14 protein-coding genes are annotated in these 16,961 nt (G+C 72.5%); 3 read left to right on the top strand and 11 right to left on the bottom strand.

The genetic code is table 11. From position 1 onward, the window contains the following. Window positions 1-24 precede the first annotated feature (24 nt). The 4 genes from ABL310_RS24525 to mutL form a co-directional block, all read right to left on the bottom strand. Complete coding sequence (locus ABL310_RS24525) at window positions 25-2,208, bottom strand: endonuclease (RefSeq protein ID WP_349369607.1); 2,184 nt, start codon at window positions 2,206-2,208, stop codon at window positions 25-27. A gap of 239 nt (window positions 2,209-2,447) precedes the next feature. Continuing rightward, window positions 2,448-5,165: an HAD-IC family P-type ATPase gene (locus tag ABL310_RS24520; RefSeq protein WP_349369606.1), complete on the bottom strand. Its 2,718-nt coding sequence runs from the start codon at window positions 5,163-5,165 to the stop codon at window positions 2,448-2,450. Between the two features lie 170 nt (window positions 5,166-5,335). Next, window positions 5,336-5,812 (bottom strand): hypothetical protein, encoded by a 477-nt coding sequence (locus ABL310_RS24515; protein WP_349369605.1) that lies wholly within the window; start codon window positions 5,810-5,812, stop codon window positions 5,336-5,338. Between the two features lie 91 nt (window positions 5,813-5,903). Next, window positions 5,904-7,817: a DNA mismatch repair endonuclease MutL gene (mutL, locus tag ABL310_RS24510; RefSeq protein ID WP_349369604.1), complete on the bottom strand. Its 1,914-nt coding sequence runs from the start codon at window positions 7,815-7,817 to the stop codon at window positions 5,904-5,906. A 216-nt stretch (window positions 7,818-8,033) separates the two neighbouring features. On the opposite strand from mutL, the gene ABL310_RS24505 reads away from it, so the two are divergent. The 3 genes from ABL310_RS24505 to ABL310_RS24495 all read left to right on the top strand — a co-directional run bounded on the left by ABL310_RS24505 (window position 8,034) and on the right by ABL310_RS24495 (window position 10,694). Next, on the top strand, window positions 8,034-8,651 hold the full coding sequence (locus ABL310_RS24505) for a Spy/CpxP family protein refolding chaperone (RefSeq protein WP_349369603.1): 618 nt from the start codon (window positions 8,034-8,036) through the stop codon (window positions 8,649-8,651). Between the two features lie 76 nt (window positions 8,652-8,727). After that, on the top strand, window positions 8,728-9,435 hold the full coding sequence (locus ABL310_RS24500) for a response regulator (protein ID WP_349372123.1): 708 nt from the start codon (window positions 8,728-8,730) through the stop codon (window positions 9,433-9,435). Continuing rightward, window positions 9,435-10,694: a HAMP domain-containing sensor histidine kinase gene (locus tag ABL310_RS24495; RefSeq protein WP_349369602.1), complete on the top strand. Its 1,260-nt coding sequence runs from the start codon at window positions 9,435-9,437 to the stop codon at window positions 10,692-10,694. Before ABL310_RS24500 ends, ABL310_RS24495 begins: the two co-directional genes overlap by 1 nt. 121 nt (window positions 10,695-10,815) lie before the next feature. On the opposite strand, the gene ABL310_RS24490 is transcribed toward ABL310_RS24495, so the two are convergent. From ABL310_RS24490 to flhA, 7 genes are all read right to left on the bottom strand, one after another. After that, window positions 10,816-11,493 carry a response regulator transcription factor gene (locus tag ABL310_RS24490; protein ID WP_349369601.1) on the bottom strand — a complete coding sequence of 226 codons (678 nt, stop codon included), beginning with the start codon at window positions 11,491-11,493 and terminating at the stop codon, window positions 10,816-10,818. Window positions 11,494-11,759: 266 nt separating this feature from the next. Further along, window positions 11,760-12,218, bottom strand: a complete 459-nt coding sequence (locus tag ABL310_RS24485; protein ID WP_349369600.1) for a hypothetical protein — start codon at window positions 12,216-12,218, stop codon at window positions 11,760-11,762. Then, window positions 12,215-12,682 (bottom strand): hypothetical protein, encoded by a 468-nt coding sequence (locus ABL310_RS24480; RefSeq protein ID WP_349369599.1) that lies wholly within the window; start codon window positions 12,680-12,682, stop codon window positions 12,215-12,217. The genes ABL310_RS24485 and ABL310_RS24480 overlap by 4 nt, the downstream gene beginning before the upstream one ends. 13 nt (window positions 12,683-12,695) lie before the next feature. Next, complete coding sequence (locus ABL310_RS24475) at window positions 12,696-13,322, bottom strand: rod-binding protein (RefSeq protein WP_349369598.1); 627 nt, start codon at window positions 13,320-13,322, stop codon at window positions 12,696-12,698. Between the two features lie 84 nt (window positions 13,323-13,406). Next, window positions 13,407-13,820, bottom strand: a complete 414-nt coding sequence (locus ABL310_RS24470; protein WP_349369597.1) for a hypothetical protein — start codon at window positions 13,818-13,820, stop codon at window positions 13,407-13,409. 241 nt (window positions 13,821-14,061) lie between these two features. Next, entirely contained in the window at window positions 14,062-14,817 is a 756-nt protein-coding gene (locus ABL310_RS24465) for a flagellar biosynthetic protein FliR (RefSeq protein WP_349369596.1), read from the bottom strand. Then, a complete protein-coding gene (gene flhA, locus ABL310_RS24460; RefSeq protein WP_349369595.1) occupies window positions 14,814-16,898 on the bottom strand; it encodes a flagellar biosynthesis protein FlhA in 2,085 nt (694 codons plus the stop codon). Before flhA ends, ABL310_RS24465 begins: the two co-directional genes overlap by 4 nt. Between the last annotated feature and the right edge of the window lie 63 nt (window positions 16,899-16,961).

The raw sequence follows: 16,961 nt of genomic DNA, 5'->3' as shown, positions 1-16,961 counted from the left end.
CCCGCAAAGGGGCGGCCCGGCTTCCTAGCGACGCGCCATGCCGACGCGCAGGAGCGCCTCGCTCGCGAGCTCGGGATGATCGATGAACGGGTTGCGGTTGCCCTGGGCCTTCTCGATCAGCCAGTTGCGATGCCGCTCGTAGTCGCCCGGCGGATCGGCTGCGTGCCAGGCGAGGAGCGTCGCGATCCGGTCCGGCCCCATCTCGCGCGAGGCGTCGCCGACGAGGCCCGGGTAGCGCACGATGAAGTAGAACGTCGCCCGCGCCGCCGGCCCCTTGCCGTGCTCCGGCTCGAAGCGCGTCGCGTCGATCTGCCCGCACAGCGGCCGCACCGCCTCCTGGAAGGGCGGGAACTCGCCGAAGGGAATGTTGCCGCGAAAGCTGTTGCAGCGCGGCTCGCAGGTGAAGAGGTGATGCAGGTCGCTCTTCATCGGCATGTCTCGCGAGAACCACGATTGCGGCACGACGTGCTCGCAATTGAAGATCTCCCCGGATTCGAGCGCGGCCTCGAAGGCTTCGTCCAGCATCAGCGTCTCGAGATCGTCGAGATCGGCGGCCTCCATGCCGGCATAGGGGGCGAGGCGCGCGAGCTCGTCGGCGATCGCCTCCTCGGCCTCGAGCACCACGCCCGAATAGACGTTGCGCAGCTTGCCGTCGGGATGCAGGTCGACGGACGGGTAGAGGAAGTCGAAGCGCGCGCGGGCATAGGAGAGCGTCGTCGCATGGCGGGCGCCGAGATGGTCGGAGAGGCGCCCGAACAGCTGCCGGGGCGCCGCCGCGAGGTCGAGCTCTTCGTAGAAGGCCTTCCGCGCCGCGACATCCTCGGCCTCGACGTAATAGGGCTCGCCGCGATGGCGTTCGACGAGCCGCGCCGCGGCCGCGCGTGCGGCGTCGCGCGGCGACGGCGCGACGGTGGCTGGCATGGCGGGAAGCGGCGAGACCGGCACATGCGGCCCCGATCCCGGCTGCGGCGAGGGCGGCGCCGGGCGCGCCGGGTCGCCGCCGGGCGCGACGGGACCGACCGTGATGCGGAACAGCCAGGACGCGCTGCCGTCGTCGCCGATCACCGGCCCGCCGAGCGGCCCGCGGGACCCTCCGCCGCCGCCCTCGCCGCGCTCCAGCCCGCCGCCCGGCGGCGTCGGCGGCCGACCGCGGCCTCCGAACAGATCCCAGAGATCGAGAGGCCGCGGCGGCGCGAAGCAGGCGTCGAACAGGGCGCGGCGCGGGCCGTCGAGGGGCCGGCCGCGGATCTCCGCGACGATGCTCGAGATGCGCACGCCCTCGTTGGCGAGCCAGTCGATCTCGTCGATCTTGCTGGAGCGCCCGCCCCAGGCGTTGCCGTCGCGCAGCAGGATGCGTCCCGTCGGGTCCCGGCGCGGCACGCCGGCGTGATGCACGGCCGCGAGCTCCCAGCGATCGTTGAAGACCGGCGAGCCCGAGGAGCCCGGCAGCGTGTCGGTTTCGTAATGCAGGAAGTTCTCCGGCGTCGCGACGATCATGTTCTCGCGCACCGAGACCTGCATGCGCTCGCCCTGCGGATGCTGGATGATGTTGACGCGCTCCCCCTTGAGCGCCTTGCCGGAGGCGGCGATGAACGGGCACCAGCCGCGGCTCGACAGGGGATTTCCGGCGGCGTCCTCCGGGTCCAGCGCCACGAGGGTGAAGTCGAGCTCCCGGCTCGTCTCGAAGAAGAGATCGGGCCGCATGCGATAGACCAGCGGCTCGCGCGCCGCGCCGGCGGCCGAGATCAGGTACTCGAACTGCGCCAGGCTGGCGGCGGCGACCTCCGGGGTCTGGAGCACGTGATTGTTGGTCAGGAACAGGCGCGGCGAGACCAGGACGCCCGAGCCGTAGCCGGACAGCGTGCCGGCGCCGGAGCGGATCTCGACGCGGGCGACGGCGCGGGCGGCGACGAGCCCGCGTTCGAAGAACTCGATCCCGGCGAGCTGGCTGTCCTCGATGATTCGCTCGAGCGGGTTGAAGTCGAGGTCCTCGCGGTCCGCGACCTTCGCGGCGAGATCCGCGCGGCCCATCCCGGCGAGACGGGTCTGGAGGCGGGAGGGCTGCTCCATCTTGCGCCAGTCCGGGCTGCCGCCCTGGGCCATCAGCGCCATCTGGTGCTTGGTGGTCTCGCGCTCCGCGCGGGTCTCGTGCCAGCGGCGCTCGACGTCGCGGATCTGGGCTTCGAAGCTGCTGGCGACGGTCGGCATGGGGTCCCCCGGCGGCGGCGCGCCCGGCGCGTCGTCGCGCACGGCTGGTGCCGCGGAGGATCGCACGTCTCGTGCCGTTCCACAACTCATACCTGATATTTGGACAACTCTCGGTCAGGCCTCCGCTCGCGCTCGGCTGGACGGGATGCCGCGCTTCGTCGCCCGCGCGCCGGCCGACGTCCTCGATGCGGTGCGAACGCGCGACGCGGCCGGCCGTCAGCGCGGCGCTCGCCGGCCCGTCAGGTGGCCGACCGCCGCCTGATCCATTTCTCCATGCCGATCACCGGCAGGATCACCGCGCCGACCAGCGCCGCCTCGGCCCAGCCGCGCAGGTCGAGCGGCGTCGAGCCGAAGACCACGTTGAACGCCGGCAGGTGCACGAAGGCGATCTGGAGCGCGAGCGTGAGCGCGATGCCGCCGAAGATCCACGGGTTGCTGCCGGGGCCGATGGCGGTGATCGGGTCGCGCAGCGAGCGGCAGTCCAAGAGGTAGAAGATCTGGAAGAAGATCACCGTGGTCACCGCCTGCGTCTGCGCGGACGCGTAGGCCGTCGAGCCGGGCGCCGGCGTCTGCGCATAGGCCACGACGAACAGGGCGAGCGCGCCGGCCGTCATCAGGATGGCGACCAGAACCGTCCTTGCGAGGACGAAGGGGCTCAGCACGGGCGCGTCCACCAGGCGGGGCGGACGGCGCATGAGGTCGGATTCCTTCGCCTCGAAGGCGAGCGGCAGGGCGAGCGCGACCGCCGCGACGAGGTTGATCCAGAGGATCTGCGCCGGCCGCATCGGGAGGACCGGCTCGCCGTCGACGATCGGGAACGCCGCCACGGAGGCGATCATGATGAGCGCGAGACCCAGGTTCGTCGGCAGGACGAAGGCGAGCGCCTTGACCAGGTTGTCGTAGACCCGCCGCCCCTCCTCCACCGCCGCGCGGATCGAGGCGAAGTTGTCGTCGGCGAGCACCATGTCCGCGGCCTCCTTCGAGACCGCCGTGCCGGTGATGCCCATGGCGACGCCGATATCGGCCTGCTTGAGCGCCGGCGCGTCGTTGACGCCGTCCCCCGTCATGGCGACGACGTGGCCGTCGGCCTGGAGCGCCTTGACGAGCCGCAGCTTGTGCTCCGGCGCGACGCGGGCGAAGACGTCGGCCCGGGCCGCCACGTCGCGCATCTCCTCGTCGGAGAGATCCTCCAGCCGCGAGCCGGGCACGGCGCCCTCCGGCGCGGCGAGGCCGAGGGACCGGCCGATGGCGGCGGCGGTCGCGCCGTGGTCGCCGGTGATCATCTTGACCGCCATGCCCGCCTGCTTGCAGGCGGCCACGGCGTCGCGCGCCTCCGGGCGCGGCGGGTCGATCATGCCCTGGAAGCCCAGGAGCGTGAAGCCACCCGCCACGTCCTCCTCCTCGAGATCGTCCGGCACGCTCTCTGGTCGGCGCACCGCCACCGCGAGAACGCGCATGCCCTCGGCGGCGATGCGGTGGACGACGTCGAGCGCGCCGTCGAGCGGGCCGTCCCCGGGCCCGTCGCAGCGGCGCAGAACCACCTCGGGAGCGCCCTTGACGTAGATCGCGCGGCCCCCGTCCGGCTCGGCGTGGAGGGTGGCCATGAACTGCCGCTCGGAGGCGAAGGGAATGGCGTCGAGGCGCGGGCGCTCCTCGCGCGCGCGGTCCGGCGAGAGGCCGAGCTTGGCGGCGGCGGTGAGGAGCGCGCCCTCGGTCGGGTCGCCGGCGATGCTCCAGCCGCCGTCGGCGTCCTGCCGCAGCGCCGCGTCGTTGCACAGCGCGCCCGCGCGCACGAGCGCCTCGACGCCCCCCGGCGGCGCCGGCTCGAGCGCGCCGTCCTCCCGGGAGAGATCGCCCTCGGGCGCGTAGCCGACGCCGCCCAGGCGCCAGAGGCCGCCGGGCGTCCAGAGCACCTGGACGGTCATCTCGTTGCGGGTGAGCGTGCCGGTCTTGTCCGAGCAGATCACCGTCGTCGAGCCGAGCGTCTCCACGGCCGGAAGCTTGCGGATGATCGCCTGGCGACCCGCCATGCGGCGGACGCCGATGGCCAGCGCGATGGTGACGATCGCCGGCAGGCCCTCCGGGATCGCCGCGACCGCGAGCGTCACGGCGGCCAGCACGGCGTCCGCCAGCGGATAGCCGCGCCACAGGCCGACGCCGAGGAGGAGGATCGACACGACGACGATGGCGATGGCGATGTAGCGCGCGATCACGCCGAGCTGGCGCGTGAGCGGCGTCTCGAGGTCGGTCGCCTGTCCCAGCATTCGGGAGATGCGGCCGAGCTCGGTGCTCGCGCCCGTGGCGACGACGACGCCGCTCCCGGCGCCGCGCGTGACGAGCGTGCCGCTGTAGGCGATCGATCTGCGGTCGCCGATGCCGGCGTCCTCCTCGACCGGATCGGTCCCCTTGGCGGCCGGCGCCGATTCGCCGGTGAGCGCCGCCTCCTCGATCATCAGCCCACGGGCCCGCAAGAGGCGCAGATCCGCCGGCGTGCGGTCGCCCGCCTCCAGGTGCACGACGTCGCCCGGGACGAGCTCCACCGCCGGCAGGGAGCGCTTGCGGCCGGCGCGCGTCACCACCACGGCGGAGGGAACCATCGTGGTGAGCGCGGCGATGGCGCGGCTCGCCCGATATTCCTGCACGAACCCGATCAGGGCGTTGAGGACGACGACCCCGCCGATCACCGCGCCGTCCAGCACCTTGCCCGTCAGGATGGCCAGCGCGGTCGAGCCGAGGAGGACGTAGATCAGCGGATCGCGGAGCTGGCCGAGGAGGATGCGCCACGCCTCGCCGCCGCCGTTCTCCGGCAGGGCGTTCTCGCCGTAGCGTTCGCGCCGCCGGTCCGCTTCGTCCTCGGTCAAGCCGTTTTCGGATGCGTCGAGCCGCTCGAGGGCCTCGGTCGACGCCAGGGCGTGCCAGGCGACCACGTCTGCGGCGTCCGCCGGCGCATCGGTCATGCTGTCCTCTCGTTCGTCGGGTCGCGGCCGAGATTAGGGGGAAGCCGCGGCTGCGCCTACCCGGGGACGCCCCGCATGCGGAACGGGCCGCGCCGCGACCCTGGGGACCGTCCTCTGTCCGATCGCCGCTCCCGCCCCGACCCGCGGCGCCTGCGCGCCGAGGCGTCGCCTCACTCGGCGTGCACTTCCTCGCCCTGCGGGGTGAGGAGATACCACTCGCCGCCGAAAGACTCGATGTCCTGGCCCTGCGGCGCGTCCGCTCCGGCGTCGCGGGCGAACGTGTAGAGCGGCCAGCCGGCATAGGTGACGACCGTCCCGCTCTCGGCCCGCATGGTTCCGAGGAGAGCGGCGTCGACGCCCTCCCCGGCCTGCGGCGCGCCCTGCGTCGTGACCAGCGGCCAGGCCGCGAGGCACGCCTCGCTGGTGCAGGAGATCCGGGGCTCCTGGTCGGCCGCGCCCCGCGTATCCGTCGTGAACAGGTAGACGGGCCGGCCCTCGGCCGTCGCGAGGTACGAGCCGTAGCGGTCGCTCTCGGCGACCGCGATGGTGACGGCCTCCTGAGCGGCGGCCTGCGGCGGGGCGCCCAGGATCGCCGATGCCGCGAAGGCCGACGCGGCGGTCAGGGCGGGTGTCGTCGAAGCGCGCATGCTGTCCTCCCGATCCGAAGCCTCCCGGAACGTCGCGCTCGACCGCGGGTTCCCGCGCCGGCGAGGGTCGCGGGCAAAGACGCCGATGCATTCAGCGCCGCCCGAACAGCTTCTCGATGTCGGCGAGCTTCAGCGCGACATGGGTCGGCCGGCCGTGGTTGCACTGGCCCGACAGCGGCGTCGCCTCCATCTCGCGGAGCAGCGCGTCCATCTCCTCGGGCTTGAGCCGCCGGCCGGCGCGGATCGAGCCGTGGCAGGCCATGCGCGAGAGGATCGCGTCGCGCCGGCGCGCCAGCGGGTCGGCGGCGTCGCCCTCCCCCTCGCTCTCGGCGAGCGCGTCGGCGAGGTCGCGCACCAGCGCCTTCACGTCGGGCCGGCCGAGCGCCGCGGGCGTCTCGCGCACGCAGACGGCGCCCGCCCCGAAGCTCTCGAGCGCGAGCCCGACGCTCTCCAGCGCCTCCGCGGCGTCGGCGAGGCGGGCCGCGTCCGCGGGGTCGAGCTCGACGATCTCGGGGATCAGCAGCATCTGCCGAGCGATTCCGGCCCCGGTGCGCTCGCGCTTGAGCCGCTCGTAGACGAGGCGCTCGTGGGCGGCGTGCATGTCGACGAGGACGATTCCGTCGCGGGTCTGGGCGAGGATGTAGGTCTCGTGCAGCTGCGCGCGGGCCGCGCCGAGAGGGTGGTCCTCCCGATCGCCCTCCACCTCGCCCGGGACGGGCGCGTCCGGCTCGCGCCACGCGGCGCGCGCGTCGGCCGAAGGCGTCATCCCGGCGAAGGCGGCCTGCGCCGTCGGCGCGCCGTAGCCGGCCTGGCCCGCCTCGGCGAAGCCTTCGGGCGCCTGCCACGAGCGGTCGAGCGGAAGCGGGCGCGGCGCGGGGGGGCGCGTCCAGGCGTGGACGCTCGCGCCGGAATGCGGGCGCAGGGCCGCGAGCGTACGGTCGGCCACCGTGGTCGAGGCGCGGTGGCCGGCGCGCGCCAGCGCCTCCCGGATCGCCGAGACGACCAGCGCCCGTACGAGGCCCGGATCGCGGAAGCGCACCTCGGTCTTGGCCGGATGGACGTTGACGTCGACGGTCGCCGGATCGCAGGCGATGAAGAGCGCGAGCGCCGGATGCCGGTCGGACGCCATGACGTCGGCATAGGCCCCGCGCACCGCGCCGAGCAGCAGCTTGTCGCGCACCGGTCGTCCGTTGACGACGAAATGGATCGCCTGGCCCGTGCCACGATGATAGGTCGGCAGGCCGACGAGGCCCGACAGCGCGAAGCCCTCCCGCGCCGCCTCGACCGGCGCCGCGTTCTCGGCGAAGTCGCGGCCGATCACCCGGGCGAGCCGCCGGGCGAGGCCCTCCGGGCCGTCGGGCTCCGGCGGGCAGGACAGGCCGGCGACGCCGTCCCCCGTGAGCGAGAAGCGGATCTGCGGATGGGCCACGGCCAGGCGCTTGACCACGTCCGCGACGGCGAGGGCCTCGGCGCGATCGGACTTGAGGAACTTGAGCCGGGCCGGCGTCGCCGCGAACAGGTCGCGGACCTCGACGCGCGTGCCCTGCGCGCCGGGCGCGGGGCGGATCGCGCCCTTGGCGCCGGCGTCGACCACGATCTCGAGCCCGCTCGGCGCGCTCGCCGCGCGTGTGGTGATCGTGAGCCGGCTCACCGCGCCGATCGAGGGCAACGCCTCGCCGCGAAAGCCGAGCGTCGCGATGGCCATCAGGTCGCCGTCGGGCAGCTTCGAGGTGGCGTGGCGCTCGATCGCGAGCGCGAGATCCGCCTCCGACATGCCCCGCCCGTCGTCGGTGACGCGGACGAGCCGGCGCCCGCCGGCCTCGATCTCGACCGCGATCGCCCGCGCGCCGGCATCGATGGCGTTCTCGACGAGCTCCTTCACCGCCGCGGCGGGACGCTCCACCACCTCGCCCGCGGCGATGCGGTCGACCAGCACGGGATCGAGCCGCCGCACGGCGGCGGGGGGCGGGGGCGTGTCGGATCTGAGCGCGTCGGCTGCCGGCATGAGGTGATTCGCTCCGTCCGCGCATCGTAAGGCCGCGGACGGGGCGGGACCAAGGCCGCCGCGCGGGAATCCGCACCATCGTCCACACGCGGCTCACGCGCGGCGGCAGCGCGGCTTCACCTTTCTTCACACACCCCGCGACTCCGCTTCACGTCGCTCCCCCATGGTCTCTCCATCGCAGCCGACACGCTGCAGACCCCCACGGGAGACGACACCATGACCAAAGAGACCGACGCCCCGACCCCGAAGACCCCCCGCTCGCGCCTGTCGCGCACGCTCCTCGCCGGGACCGTCGCGGTCCTGGGCCTGGGCGCGATCGGCGCCGGGCTCGTCGCCGCGCAGGACGCCGCCCCGATGCTCCAGCGCGCCGCGATGGGCGCGGGGCCGATGCACGGCGCCATGAGCGCGGGCCCGGGCGAGGGCCCGCGGGGCGGCATGATGCACGAGGCCCGCTTCGGAGAAGGGCGCGAGCACGGCGGCCGCATGGCCGCGTTCATGCAGTGGCGGCTCGAGCGCACGCTGGAGGACGTCGACGCCAGCCCCGAGCAGATCGAGCGCGTCAAGGCCATCGCCGAGGAGGCGCGGGCCGACATCGCACCGATGATCGGCGAGTTCCGCGGCACCCGCGAGGCGCTCGCCGAGATCCTCGGCGCCGAGACGCTCGATCGCGCCGCGGCGGAGACGCTGCGCGCCGAGCGGGTCGCCACGATGGAGGCGGTCTCCGCCCGCGGCCTCGAGGCGATGCTCGACGCCGCCGCCGTGCTCACGCCCGAGCAGCGGGCGGAGCTCGCCGAGGAGATGGGCGAGCACCGTCGCGGCTGGGGCCGCTGGTGATAGGATGACCGGCGCGCGCGGCGAGCCCGCGCGCGCCGACCCGCCGAGGAGAGAAGACCCCATGGTCAACGCGCACATGCCCGACGAGGTGCTGATCGTGGATGACGACACCCGGCTGTCGGGCATGCTGCGCGACTATCTCGCCGGCAACGGCTTTTCCGCCCGCGCCGAGGCCACCGGCGCCGGCGGCCTCGCCGCTCTCGCCCGGAAGGCCCCCGCCGTCGTCGTGCTCGACGTGATGCTGCCCGATCTCGACGGCTTCGAGATCCTGCGGCGCATCCGCGCCGCCTCCGACGTGCCGGTGGTGATGCTCACCGCCAAGGGCGACGAGCTCGACCGGATCGTCGGGCTCGAGATCGGCGCCGACGATTACGTGCCCAAGCCCTTCAACCCGCGCGAGCTCCTCGCGCGGATCAAGGCCGTGCTGCGCCGGCGCGGCGGCGGGATCGGCGCCCCCGCCGGCCCGGCGCCCCTGCGCTTCGGCCGGCTCGAGATCGACCGCGGGGCGCGGCAGGTGCGCGTCGACGGGACGGAGCGCGGCCTCACCTCCTACCAGTTCGACCTTCTCGTCGCGCTCGCCGAGAACGCCGGCCGCGTGCTCTCCCGCGACCAGCTGATGGATCTCGTCCGCGGGGCGGAGCTCGAGGCCTTCGACCGCTCCATCGACGTCCACGTCTCGCGCATCCGCGCCGCCATCGAGGACGACCCGAAGCATCCGCGCCGGATCATCACCGTGCGCGGGGCGGGCTACGTCTTCGCCCGCGTGCAGGACGAGGGCGCCTGATGGCCCCCCGCGTCCGCCTGCCCCGGGGCCTGAGCCTGTTCTGGAAGATCTACCTCACCGTCGTCGCCGCGGTGGTGATCGTCGCGATCGCGGTCGCCGTCGTGTTCCGCATCGCCAACGCCAACGAGGCGGGCCCCTGGGCCGAGCGCGGGCGCACCTTCTTCGCGCGCACGCTGCCCGCGGAGAATCCGGGCCCGACGCTGGAACGGCTCGCCGGCGCGCTCGGCGCCGATCTCGCCCTCGTCGGCCCCGACGGGCGCATCCTCGCCGGCGATCCGCGCCTTCCGGGCCAGCGGCGCGCCTTCGTCTTCACCCTGCCCGACGGCCGCGTGGTCCACGCCCGCTTCGGCCGCGACGATCCCGACGGCGATCCTCACGACGACGACCGCAACCCGCTGGTCCCCATCGCGATCGTCGCGATCCTGATCGCGCTCGTGGCCTATCCCGTGGTGCGCCACCTGACCCGCCGTCTGGAGCGGCTGCGGAGCGGCGTCGAGGCCTGGGGCGCAGGCGACCTTTCCGCCCGCGTCGGGCTTTCCGGCGCCGACGAGGTCGCGGCCGTGGCGAAGAGCTTCGACGCGGCGGCCGAGACGGTCGAGCGCCTCGTGCGCGCGCACGCCTCCCTCCTCGCCAACGCCAGCCACGAGCTGCGCTCGCCGCTGGCGCGCCTGCGCATGGCGATCGACCTCTACGAGGCGGCGCCGCGGCCGGACCTCAAGCGCGAGATCGTGACGAGCCTCGGCGAGCTCGACGCGCTGGTGGAGGAGATCCTGCTCGCGAGCCGGCTCGACCATGTCGGCGGGCTCGACCGGACGGAGCCCGTGGATCTCCTGGCGCTGGCGGCGGAGGAGGGCGCGGCGGTCGATGCGGCCGTGACGGGGGCGCCGGCCGAATTGATCGGCGATCCCCGTCTCCTGCGCCGGCTCGTGCGCAATCTCTTTCAGAACGCCGCCCGCCACGGCGCCCCGCCGATCGAGGCCGAGGTCGCGCCGCGCGCCGGCGGCGGCGCGACGATCCGGGTTCGCGATCACGGGCCGGGCCTGCCGGACGGTGAGGCCGAGCGGGTGTTCGAGGCCTTCTACCGTCCCGCGGGCCGCTCGGAGGCGGCGGGCGGCTGGGGTCTGGGATTGTCGCTGGTGCGCCAGATCGCGCGGCGGCACGGGGGGGAGGCGCTCTATACGCGGGCGGAGGGCAATGGGGCCTGCTTCGTCGCGGAGCTGCCGGGAGTCCCCGAAGGGGACGCGATGCGCGGTCGATGAGATCTGCGGCTCGGGAACGTCGTCCCGGGATGCGCGTGAGCGCTGAGACCAGTCCGTGATGCGAAATGCGATGGATGAAAGGCAACCGGCCCGAACGGCCGTGGGTGTCGTGAAAAAACGGTCAGGCGAACATGTAGCCGAGGTAGCGCTTGGAATCGATCGGGTCGTAGCCCAGCCGACCGCGCAGCTTCTTGCGCAGCTTCGAGATGTGGCTCTCCACCACGGCCTCGTCGACGTTCTCGTTGAAGACGCCGTAGACGGCCGAGAAGATCTGCTCGCGCTGGACGCGCTTGCCCTTGTTCTTGAAGAGGTACTCGAGGATCCGGCGCTCGCGCCGGGGCAGGGTCAGCACCTCGCCGGCGACGATCGGGTCGCGGCCGTCGAAGAAGACCTGCATGTCGTGCTCGCCCCTGGCGGCCTCGGGCTCCGGCGCGCGCACGACGACGCGGCGGTTGAAGGCCCCGACCCGGGCCATGATCTCCTTCACGTGCACCGGCTTGCGCACGACGTCGTCGACGCCGGCGGCGAAGAGCCCGAGCGTCTGCTCGAGGCAATGGGTGTCGTTCATGGCGATCACGGGCGCCCGGCAGCGGCTCTTGACCATCCGCGGCAGGGTCTCGCGCTCGCGGCAATCCCCGATGAGGATGGCCTCGACGGCGCCGAGATCCTCCTCGGCCGCGCCCGAAATCCACTCGTTGAAGTCCTCCGGCCCGAACCCGACGGCCGACACGCCTTCGCGGTCGAAGCCGGATCGATAGCCGGTCGTGACCAGCTCTCGTTCGTCGACGATGATGTACACGGTTAGCACCCCCGTTTCACGGTACATCTATGGGTATGTCCGTAGCAGCCTGGGAGCAACGGCTAAGTCCATGATCGCGGAAGGCAATCATTAATAAAGTCAAGGGGCTCTTACCCCGTAAAGATCAAAGATGAATTCAATTTAGCGGCGATTCACGGGTGCGAGAAACACTCTGTTAGGCTGCCCGCAAGCGCGGATAATTCGAGTCGAATACGACGAAGCCCGGGCTGGTGACGGCCCGGGCTCGGCACTCGGGGACGCCGGGATCAGCCCTCGCGGACCTGCTCCGGGCTGACGAAATTGAATTCCTCCACCATCAGCTCGCGCACCACGTCCTGGCCGATGCGGGCGTTCACCGCCCCGGTCAGCTCGCCCAGGAAGGCGCGCATGTCGAAGGCGCGCAGGTTCGCGAAATCGATGCTCTCGTCGGCGAACAGGCGCTGGAAGGTCTCGTCGAGGATGAAGCTCTCCGGCGGCACGCGCAGGGTGCGCAGGTCCTCGGAATCGATCGTATAGACGAACTGCGCCATCACGTAGCCGGTGATGGCGCCCTCGCGCAGGATCGGCACGGAGATCGGCCGGGTCTTCTCGTAGGAGACCCCGCGAAAATAGGTCGGCTCGGCAGACGCCTCGGCGAGGCGCTGCGCGCGCCAGTCCGCCGTCAGGTGCGAGGACACGAACACGATGGCGCACAGCCACAGGCCCGCGACGAGCAGGCGGGTCATCGCGCGGCGCTCCGGATGCGGGCGCCCGCGGTATAGGTGCCGTCGTGATCGCGCGCCTCGATGGCCCCGGCGATGGTGCCGGCGATCTCGCGCACGGCCTCCAGATGCGTGGTGACGACGGCCTGGTTGCGCGCGATCGCCCCGCGCAGGCGCTCGAGCCTAAGGCGGAGCGCCTCGGACACGGTCTGCTCGGCGAGCGGCCGCGCGGCGCGGGTGAACTCGAGCAGGCACAGGCTCTTGCGGCGGTTGAGCTCCTTCAGCTCGGCGGTGGAGAGGCGCCCGAGCGCGGCCGTCTCGTGCGCGAGCACGCCCTCCAGCCGGTCGATGGCGGCGATCATCGCGCTCGCGTCGCCATAGGCCGGGTTCAGCGGGGCGGGCTCGGGGAGCGCGACGAGGGCGGTCGTCGGCGGCGCGTCCGGCGCGGGCGCGTCTGACGGATCGAGGTCGGTGGCGAATTCGGTCATGATCGTCCTTGCGTCAGATGCGGTAGAAGCCGGTGAAGTAGCCGCCGCGGGCGTCCTCGGCGGCGGCCTGCGAGGCGTGCTCCGGCCACAGCGTCGCCTTGGCGGCGTTCACCTGGTCGAGCTGGGGATGGGCCGCGGCCACGGCCTGGGCGACGCCGATCCCGCCGGCGCGGGCGAGCTCGGCGCCGATCTCCTGGGCGAGGAAGCCCTTCCAGATCGAGCCGGCGGAGCCGTCGCCGTAGAGCGCCGGCGCGTCCGGCATCAGGGTCTCGACCACCTGGCCGAGGAGCTGCGCCTCGAACTGGACGGCGGGGCTGTCCTGCGCCGGCGCGGGGCGCGCCGCGGGAAGCTCCGCCGCGGGAAGATCCGGCCCGACGCCGATCGGGCGCGGCGGCGGGGCGCCGACCGTCTCGAGATTGGCGAGCCGCACCCGCGCCCGGTCCGGATCGAAGGGCGGCAGCGGGGCCGCCGGGGCGGCCGGCGGGGCCGAGACCTCGGCCACGGCGGCGCCGAAGCCGTCCGTGTCGCGGCCGCGCGACTCGGCGATCTCGCGCAGCCGCTCGGTGGCGGCGGCGAGCTTCGTCGGGTCGGCGGCGCGGGCCACCTCGAGAACGATGTCTGAGGGCGGGCTGATCGTCACGGCTCTGGTCCTCCTCGGCCCAACGGGTCAACTGCGGATCATCGGCGAGGAGGCTAGCGCGAGGCGCTTACGCCAGGCTTGCGCCTAGAGCGGGCCGGGCTCGGCGGCGTCGCGGGCGAGCATGGCCTCGAGGATCTCGAGATCCGCGCGGCGGCGGCGCTCCTCCTCGGCGCGGCGCGCCGCGTCGGCGAGAAGCGCCTCGGCGGCCTTCTCGCGGCGCGCCTCCGCGCGCACGGCCTCGCCCTGGCGTTCGATCGCTCCCTCCAGGCTGCGTCGCTGGCGCCCGAGGCTGTCCAGCCGCTTCGCCGCCTGGGCCACGAAGAGCCCGTGCAGGGCCGAGCCCTCGCCCATGGCCGCGAGCGTCTGCGCCTCGGCCTCCGCGACGGCGCGGGCGCGCCGATGGAAATCGGCGAGCTTCCACTCCTCCAGCCGGCGCTTCTGCGCCTGCACGGCGGCGATGCGGGAGAGCGCTTTCGCGCGCGCGCGGGCGTCGGTCATGGCGCGGCCTTCGGTGGCGCAGGTGCGGTGTCATCCCCGGCCGGAAGTCGCGAAGCGACCGGAGGGGAAGGGGACCCAGCACGACATCTTCGGGGCGAAGCCCCGGCGCTCGGCGGCGTCCAGCCGCCTGGTCGGCGGCGAAGGCGCGCCTTCGGCGCACTGTCTTGCGCTGGGTCCCCTTCCCGGAAACGCCTGGCGGCGTTTCCGCCGGGGATGACGGACGTGCCTGTCGCCATCCCCGTCACCCCGTCCTCAGCCAGTCCGCGAAGCCGGCGACGAAGAGGGCCAGGAACTCGCCGGCGAGGAAGTAGAACACGATCAGCCCGGCGAAGAGCACCGCCGGCAGGGCGACGAAGTAGATCGGGATCTGCTGGGCGAGCTTGTTCATCACCCCGAGCGCGAAATTCGCGAGGAAGGCGAAGACCACGAACGGGCTCGCGATCCGCAGCGCCAGGAGGAAGGCTTCCCCGATCCGATCGGAGAGGCCGACGAGGGCGAGCCGCGGGTCGAAGCCGGTCAGCAGCGGGATCGTCTCGTAGGAGATCACGAGACCGCGGAAGATCTCCCAATGCAGGTTGGTGATGAACAGGAGCGCGGTGGCCGAGAGCATCACCAGCGAGGAGAGCGGCGGGATCGGCTCCATCTCGTCGATCACGGCGCCCGGCATGGGCGCGAAGCCGATCAGCATGGTGCTGGCGTGCGCCATGGTCTGGAGGGCGAGATAGAAGATGCGTCCGATCACGCCGATCTGCGCCCCGATCAATATCTCGGTGAGGACGAGCGCCAGGAGCCCGGGATTCGAGGCGTTCGCGACCACGGGCAGGATCGTCGGCGTCACCACCGGCGCCAGCGCGAAGGTGGCGCCGAGCACCACGAAGAGCCGCACCTGCGTCGGCACGCGCAGCGAGGCGAAGCCCGGCATCAGCATCAGGCACGCCCCGATGCGGCAGAACACCAGGAACACCGAAAGGATCAGGTCCGGAGAGAGCAGGCTCACCCGATCGTCCCCAGGCTCTCGATATCGACGCCGCGGGGGATCTCGACGTGGCTGAGAACCGGCAGGGTCGGGAACAGCCGCTCGATCACCATGCGCACGTAGGGCCGCGCGTCCGGCGCGGTGACGATCGCGAAGGGCCGGCCCTGCTCGAGGCGCTGCTTGATCGCGGCGGAGGCGGCCTGGCCGAACTCCTCGAGCAGGCGCGGATCGATGTCGAACTCGGCGACCTCCCCCTTGGCGTCGCGCTTGACCGACTGGTGGAAGGCGAGATCCCAGCGATTGCCGAGCCGCAGCACCCGCAGGGAGCCGCCCTCGGTGAGGTCGCCGCAGATCTGCTGGGCCATGCGCATGCGCACGTGCTCGACCACCTGCTCGGAGCGGCGCACGTGCGGCGCGATCTCGGCGATGGCCTCGAGGATGAGGTTGAGGTTGCGGATCGAGACGCGCTCGGCGAGCAGCAGCTTGAGCACGCCCTGCAGCCCCGAATAGGAGATCTGCGAGGGCACGATGTCGTCGATGAGGCGCTTGTACTCGGGGTCCAGCCGGTCGATCAGCGCGCGCATGTCCTTGTAGGAGAGGAGCTGCGGCAGGTTGTTGCGGATCACCTCGGAGAGGTGGGTGAGCAGGACCGAGAGGTTGTCGATGGGCGGGAAGCCCTCGCGCTTGGCCTCGGCCGCGTAGCTCTCGGCGATCCACATGGCGGGCATGCCGAAGGCGGGCTCGCGCGCCTCGTCGCCGGGCACGTCCGGCTTGCCGCCCGACGTGATGACCATCACCTCGCCGATGCGCAAGTCGCTCGCGGCGATGGTGGTGCCGTGGATCTTGATCTCGTAGCCCTTGCGCGGGAGGGTGAGCGAGTCGGTCAGCTTGATCTCGGGGACGACGAAGCCGTACTGCTTGGCGAACTTGCGGCGCATCTTGGAGACGCGGTGCGCCAATTCGCCGTGGGCGGTGAGCAGCTCGGCCGAGAGCTGCTTGCCGAGCACGAGCTCGATCTCGGGCGTGCGCAGCTGCTCCTTCACCGAATCCTTCTGCTCCTCCTCGACGCGCGCCTCCTCCTCGAGCTTCAGCATCTCGCGCTCGACCGCCTCGGCCTTGATCCTGCGCGGGATGGCCCAGGCGCCGAAGGCCAGAACGAGGGCCAGCAGCATCAGGGGGAAGAACGGCAGCCCCGGCGTCACGGCGAGCAGCAGCATGACGCCGCCGGCGACGACGAGCGCACGCGGATAGCCCGAGAGCTGGGTGGTCACCGTCTCCTCGGCCGAGCCGCGGGTGCCGCCCTTCGACACGAGGAGGCCCGCGGCGAGCGAGACGATCAGCGCCGGGATCTGGGTGACGAGGCCGTCGCCGACCGACAGCTTGACGAAGGCGTCCGCGGCGTCCCCGAGCTCCATGCCGTGGCGGGTCGTGCCGATGACGATGCCGCCGAACAGGTTGATGGCGGTGATGATCAGCCCGGCGATGGCGTCGCCGCGCACGAACTTGGAGGCGCCGTCCATGGCGCCGAAGAAGGACGATTCCTCCTCGAGCTCGCGCCGGCGGCGCTGCGCCTCCTTGTCGTCGATCAGCCCGGCCGAGAGGTCGGCGTCGATGGCCATCTGCTTGCCGGGGATGGCGTCGAGGGTGAATCGCGCGCCGACCTCGGCGATGCGGGTCGCGCCCTTGGTGATGACGACGAAGTTCACCGTCACCAGGATGAAGAAGATCACGAGGCCGATGACGAAGTCGCCCGACATCACGAGGCGCGAGAAGCCGTCGATGATGTAGCCCGCCGCCGCGCCGCCCTGGTCGCCATCGGAGAGGATCATCCGCGTCGTCGCGATGTTGAGCGACAGCCGCAGCATGGTGGCGATGAGGAGCACGGTGGGGAAGGCCGAGAACTCGAGCGGCTTCTGGATCCACAGCGCCACCATCAGGATCAGCACCGAGAGCGCGATGGAGAGCGCGAGTCCCATGTCGATCAGGAAGGCGGGGATCGGCAGGAAGAGGATCGTCAGGATGACGACGATGCCGAGCGCGAAGCCGATGTCGCGCAGCCCCCGAGTGTTCGACGGCCCCGCGGCCGCGATCGCTTTCGCCATGGCTGATGCGCCCCGTGATGCGTGATCCGTCACGCAGGATGGGGCCGGGAGCTTGTGCGAGGA

It is taken from the genome of Salinarimonas sp., from assembly GCF_040111675.1.
Lineage (GTDB): Bacteria > Pseudomonadota > Alphaproteobacteria > Rhizobiales > Beijerinckiaceae > Salinarimonas.
This window is presented reverse-complemented; position numbering and strand designations above follow the sequence as displayed.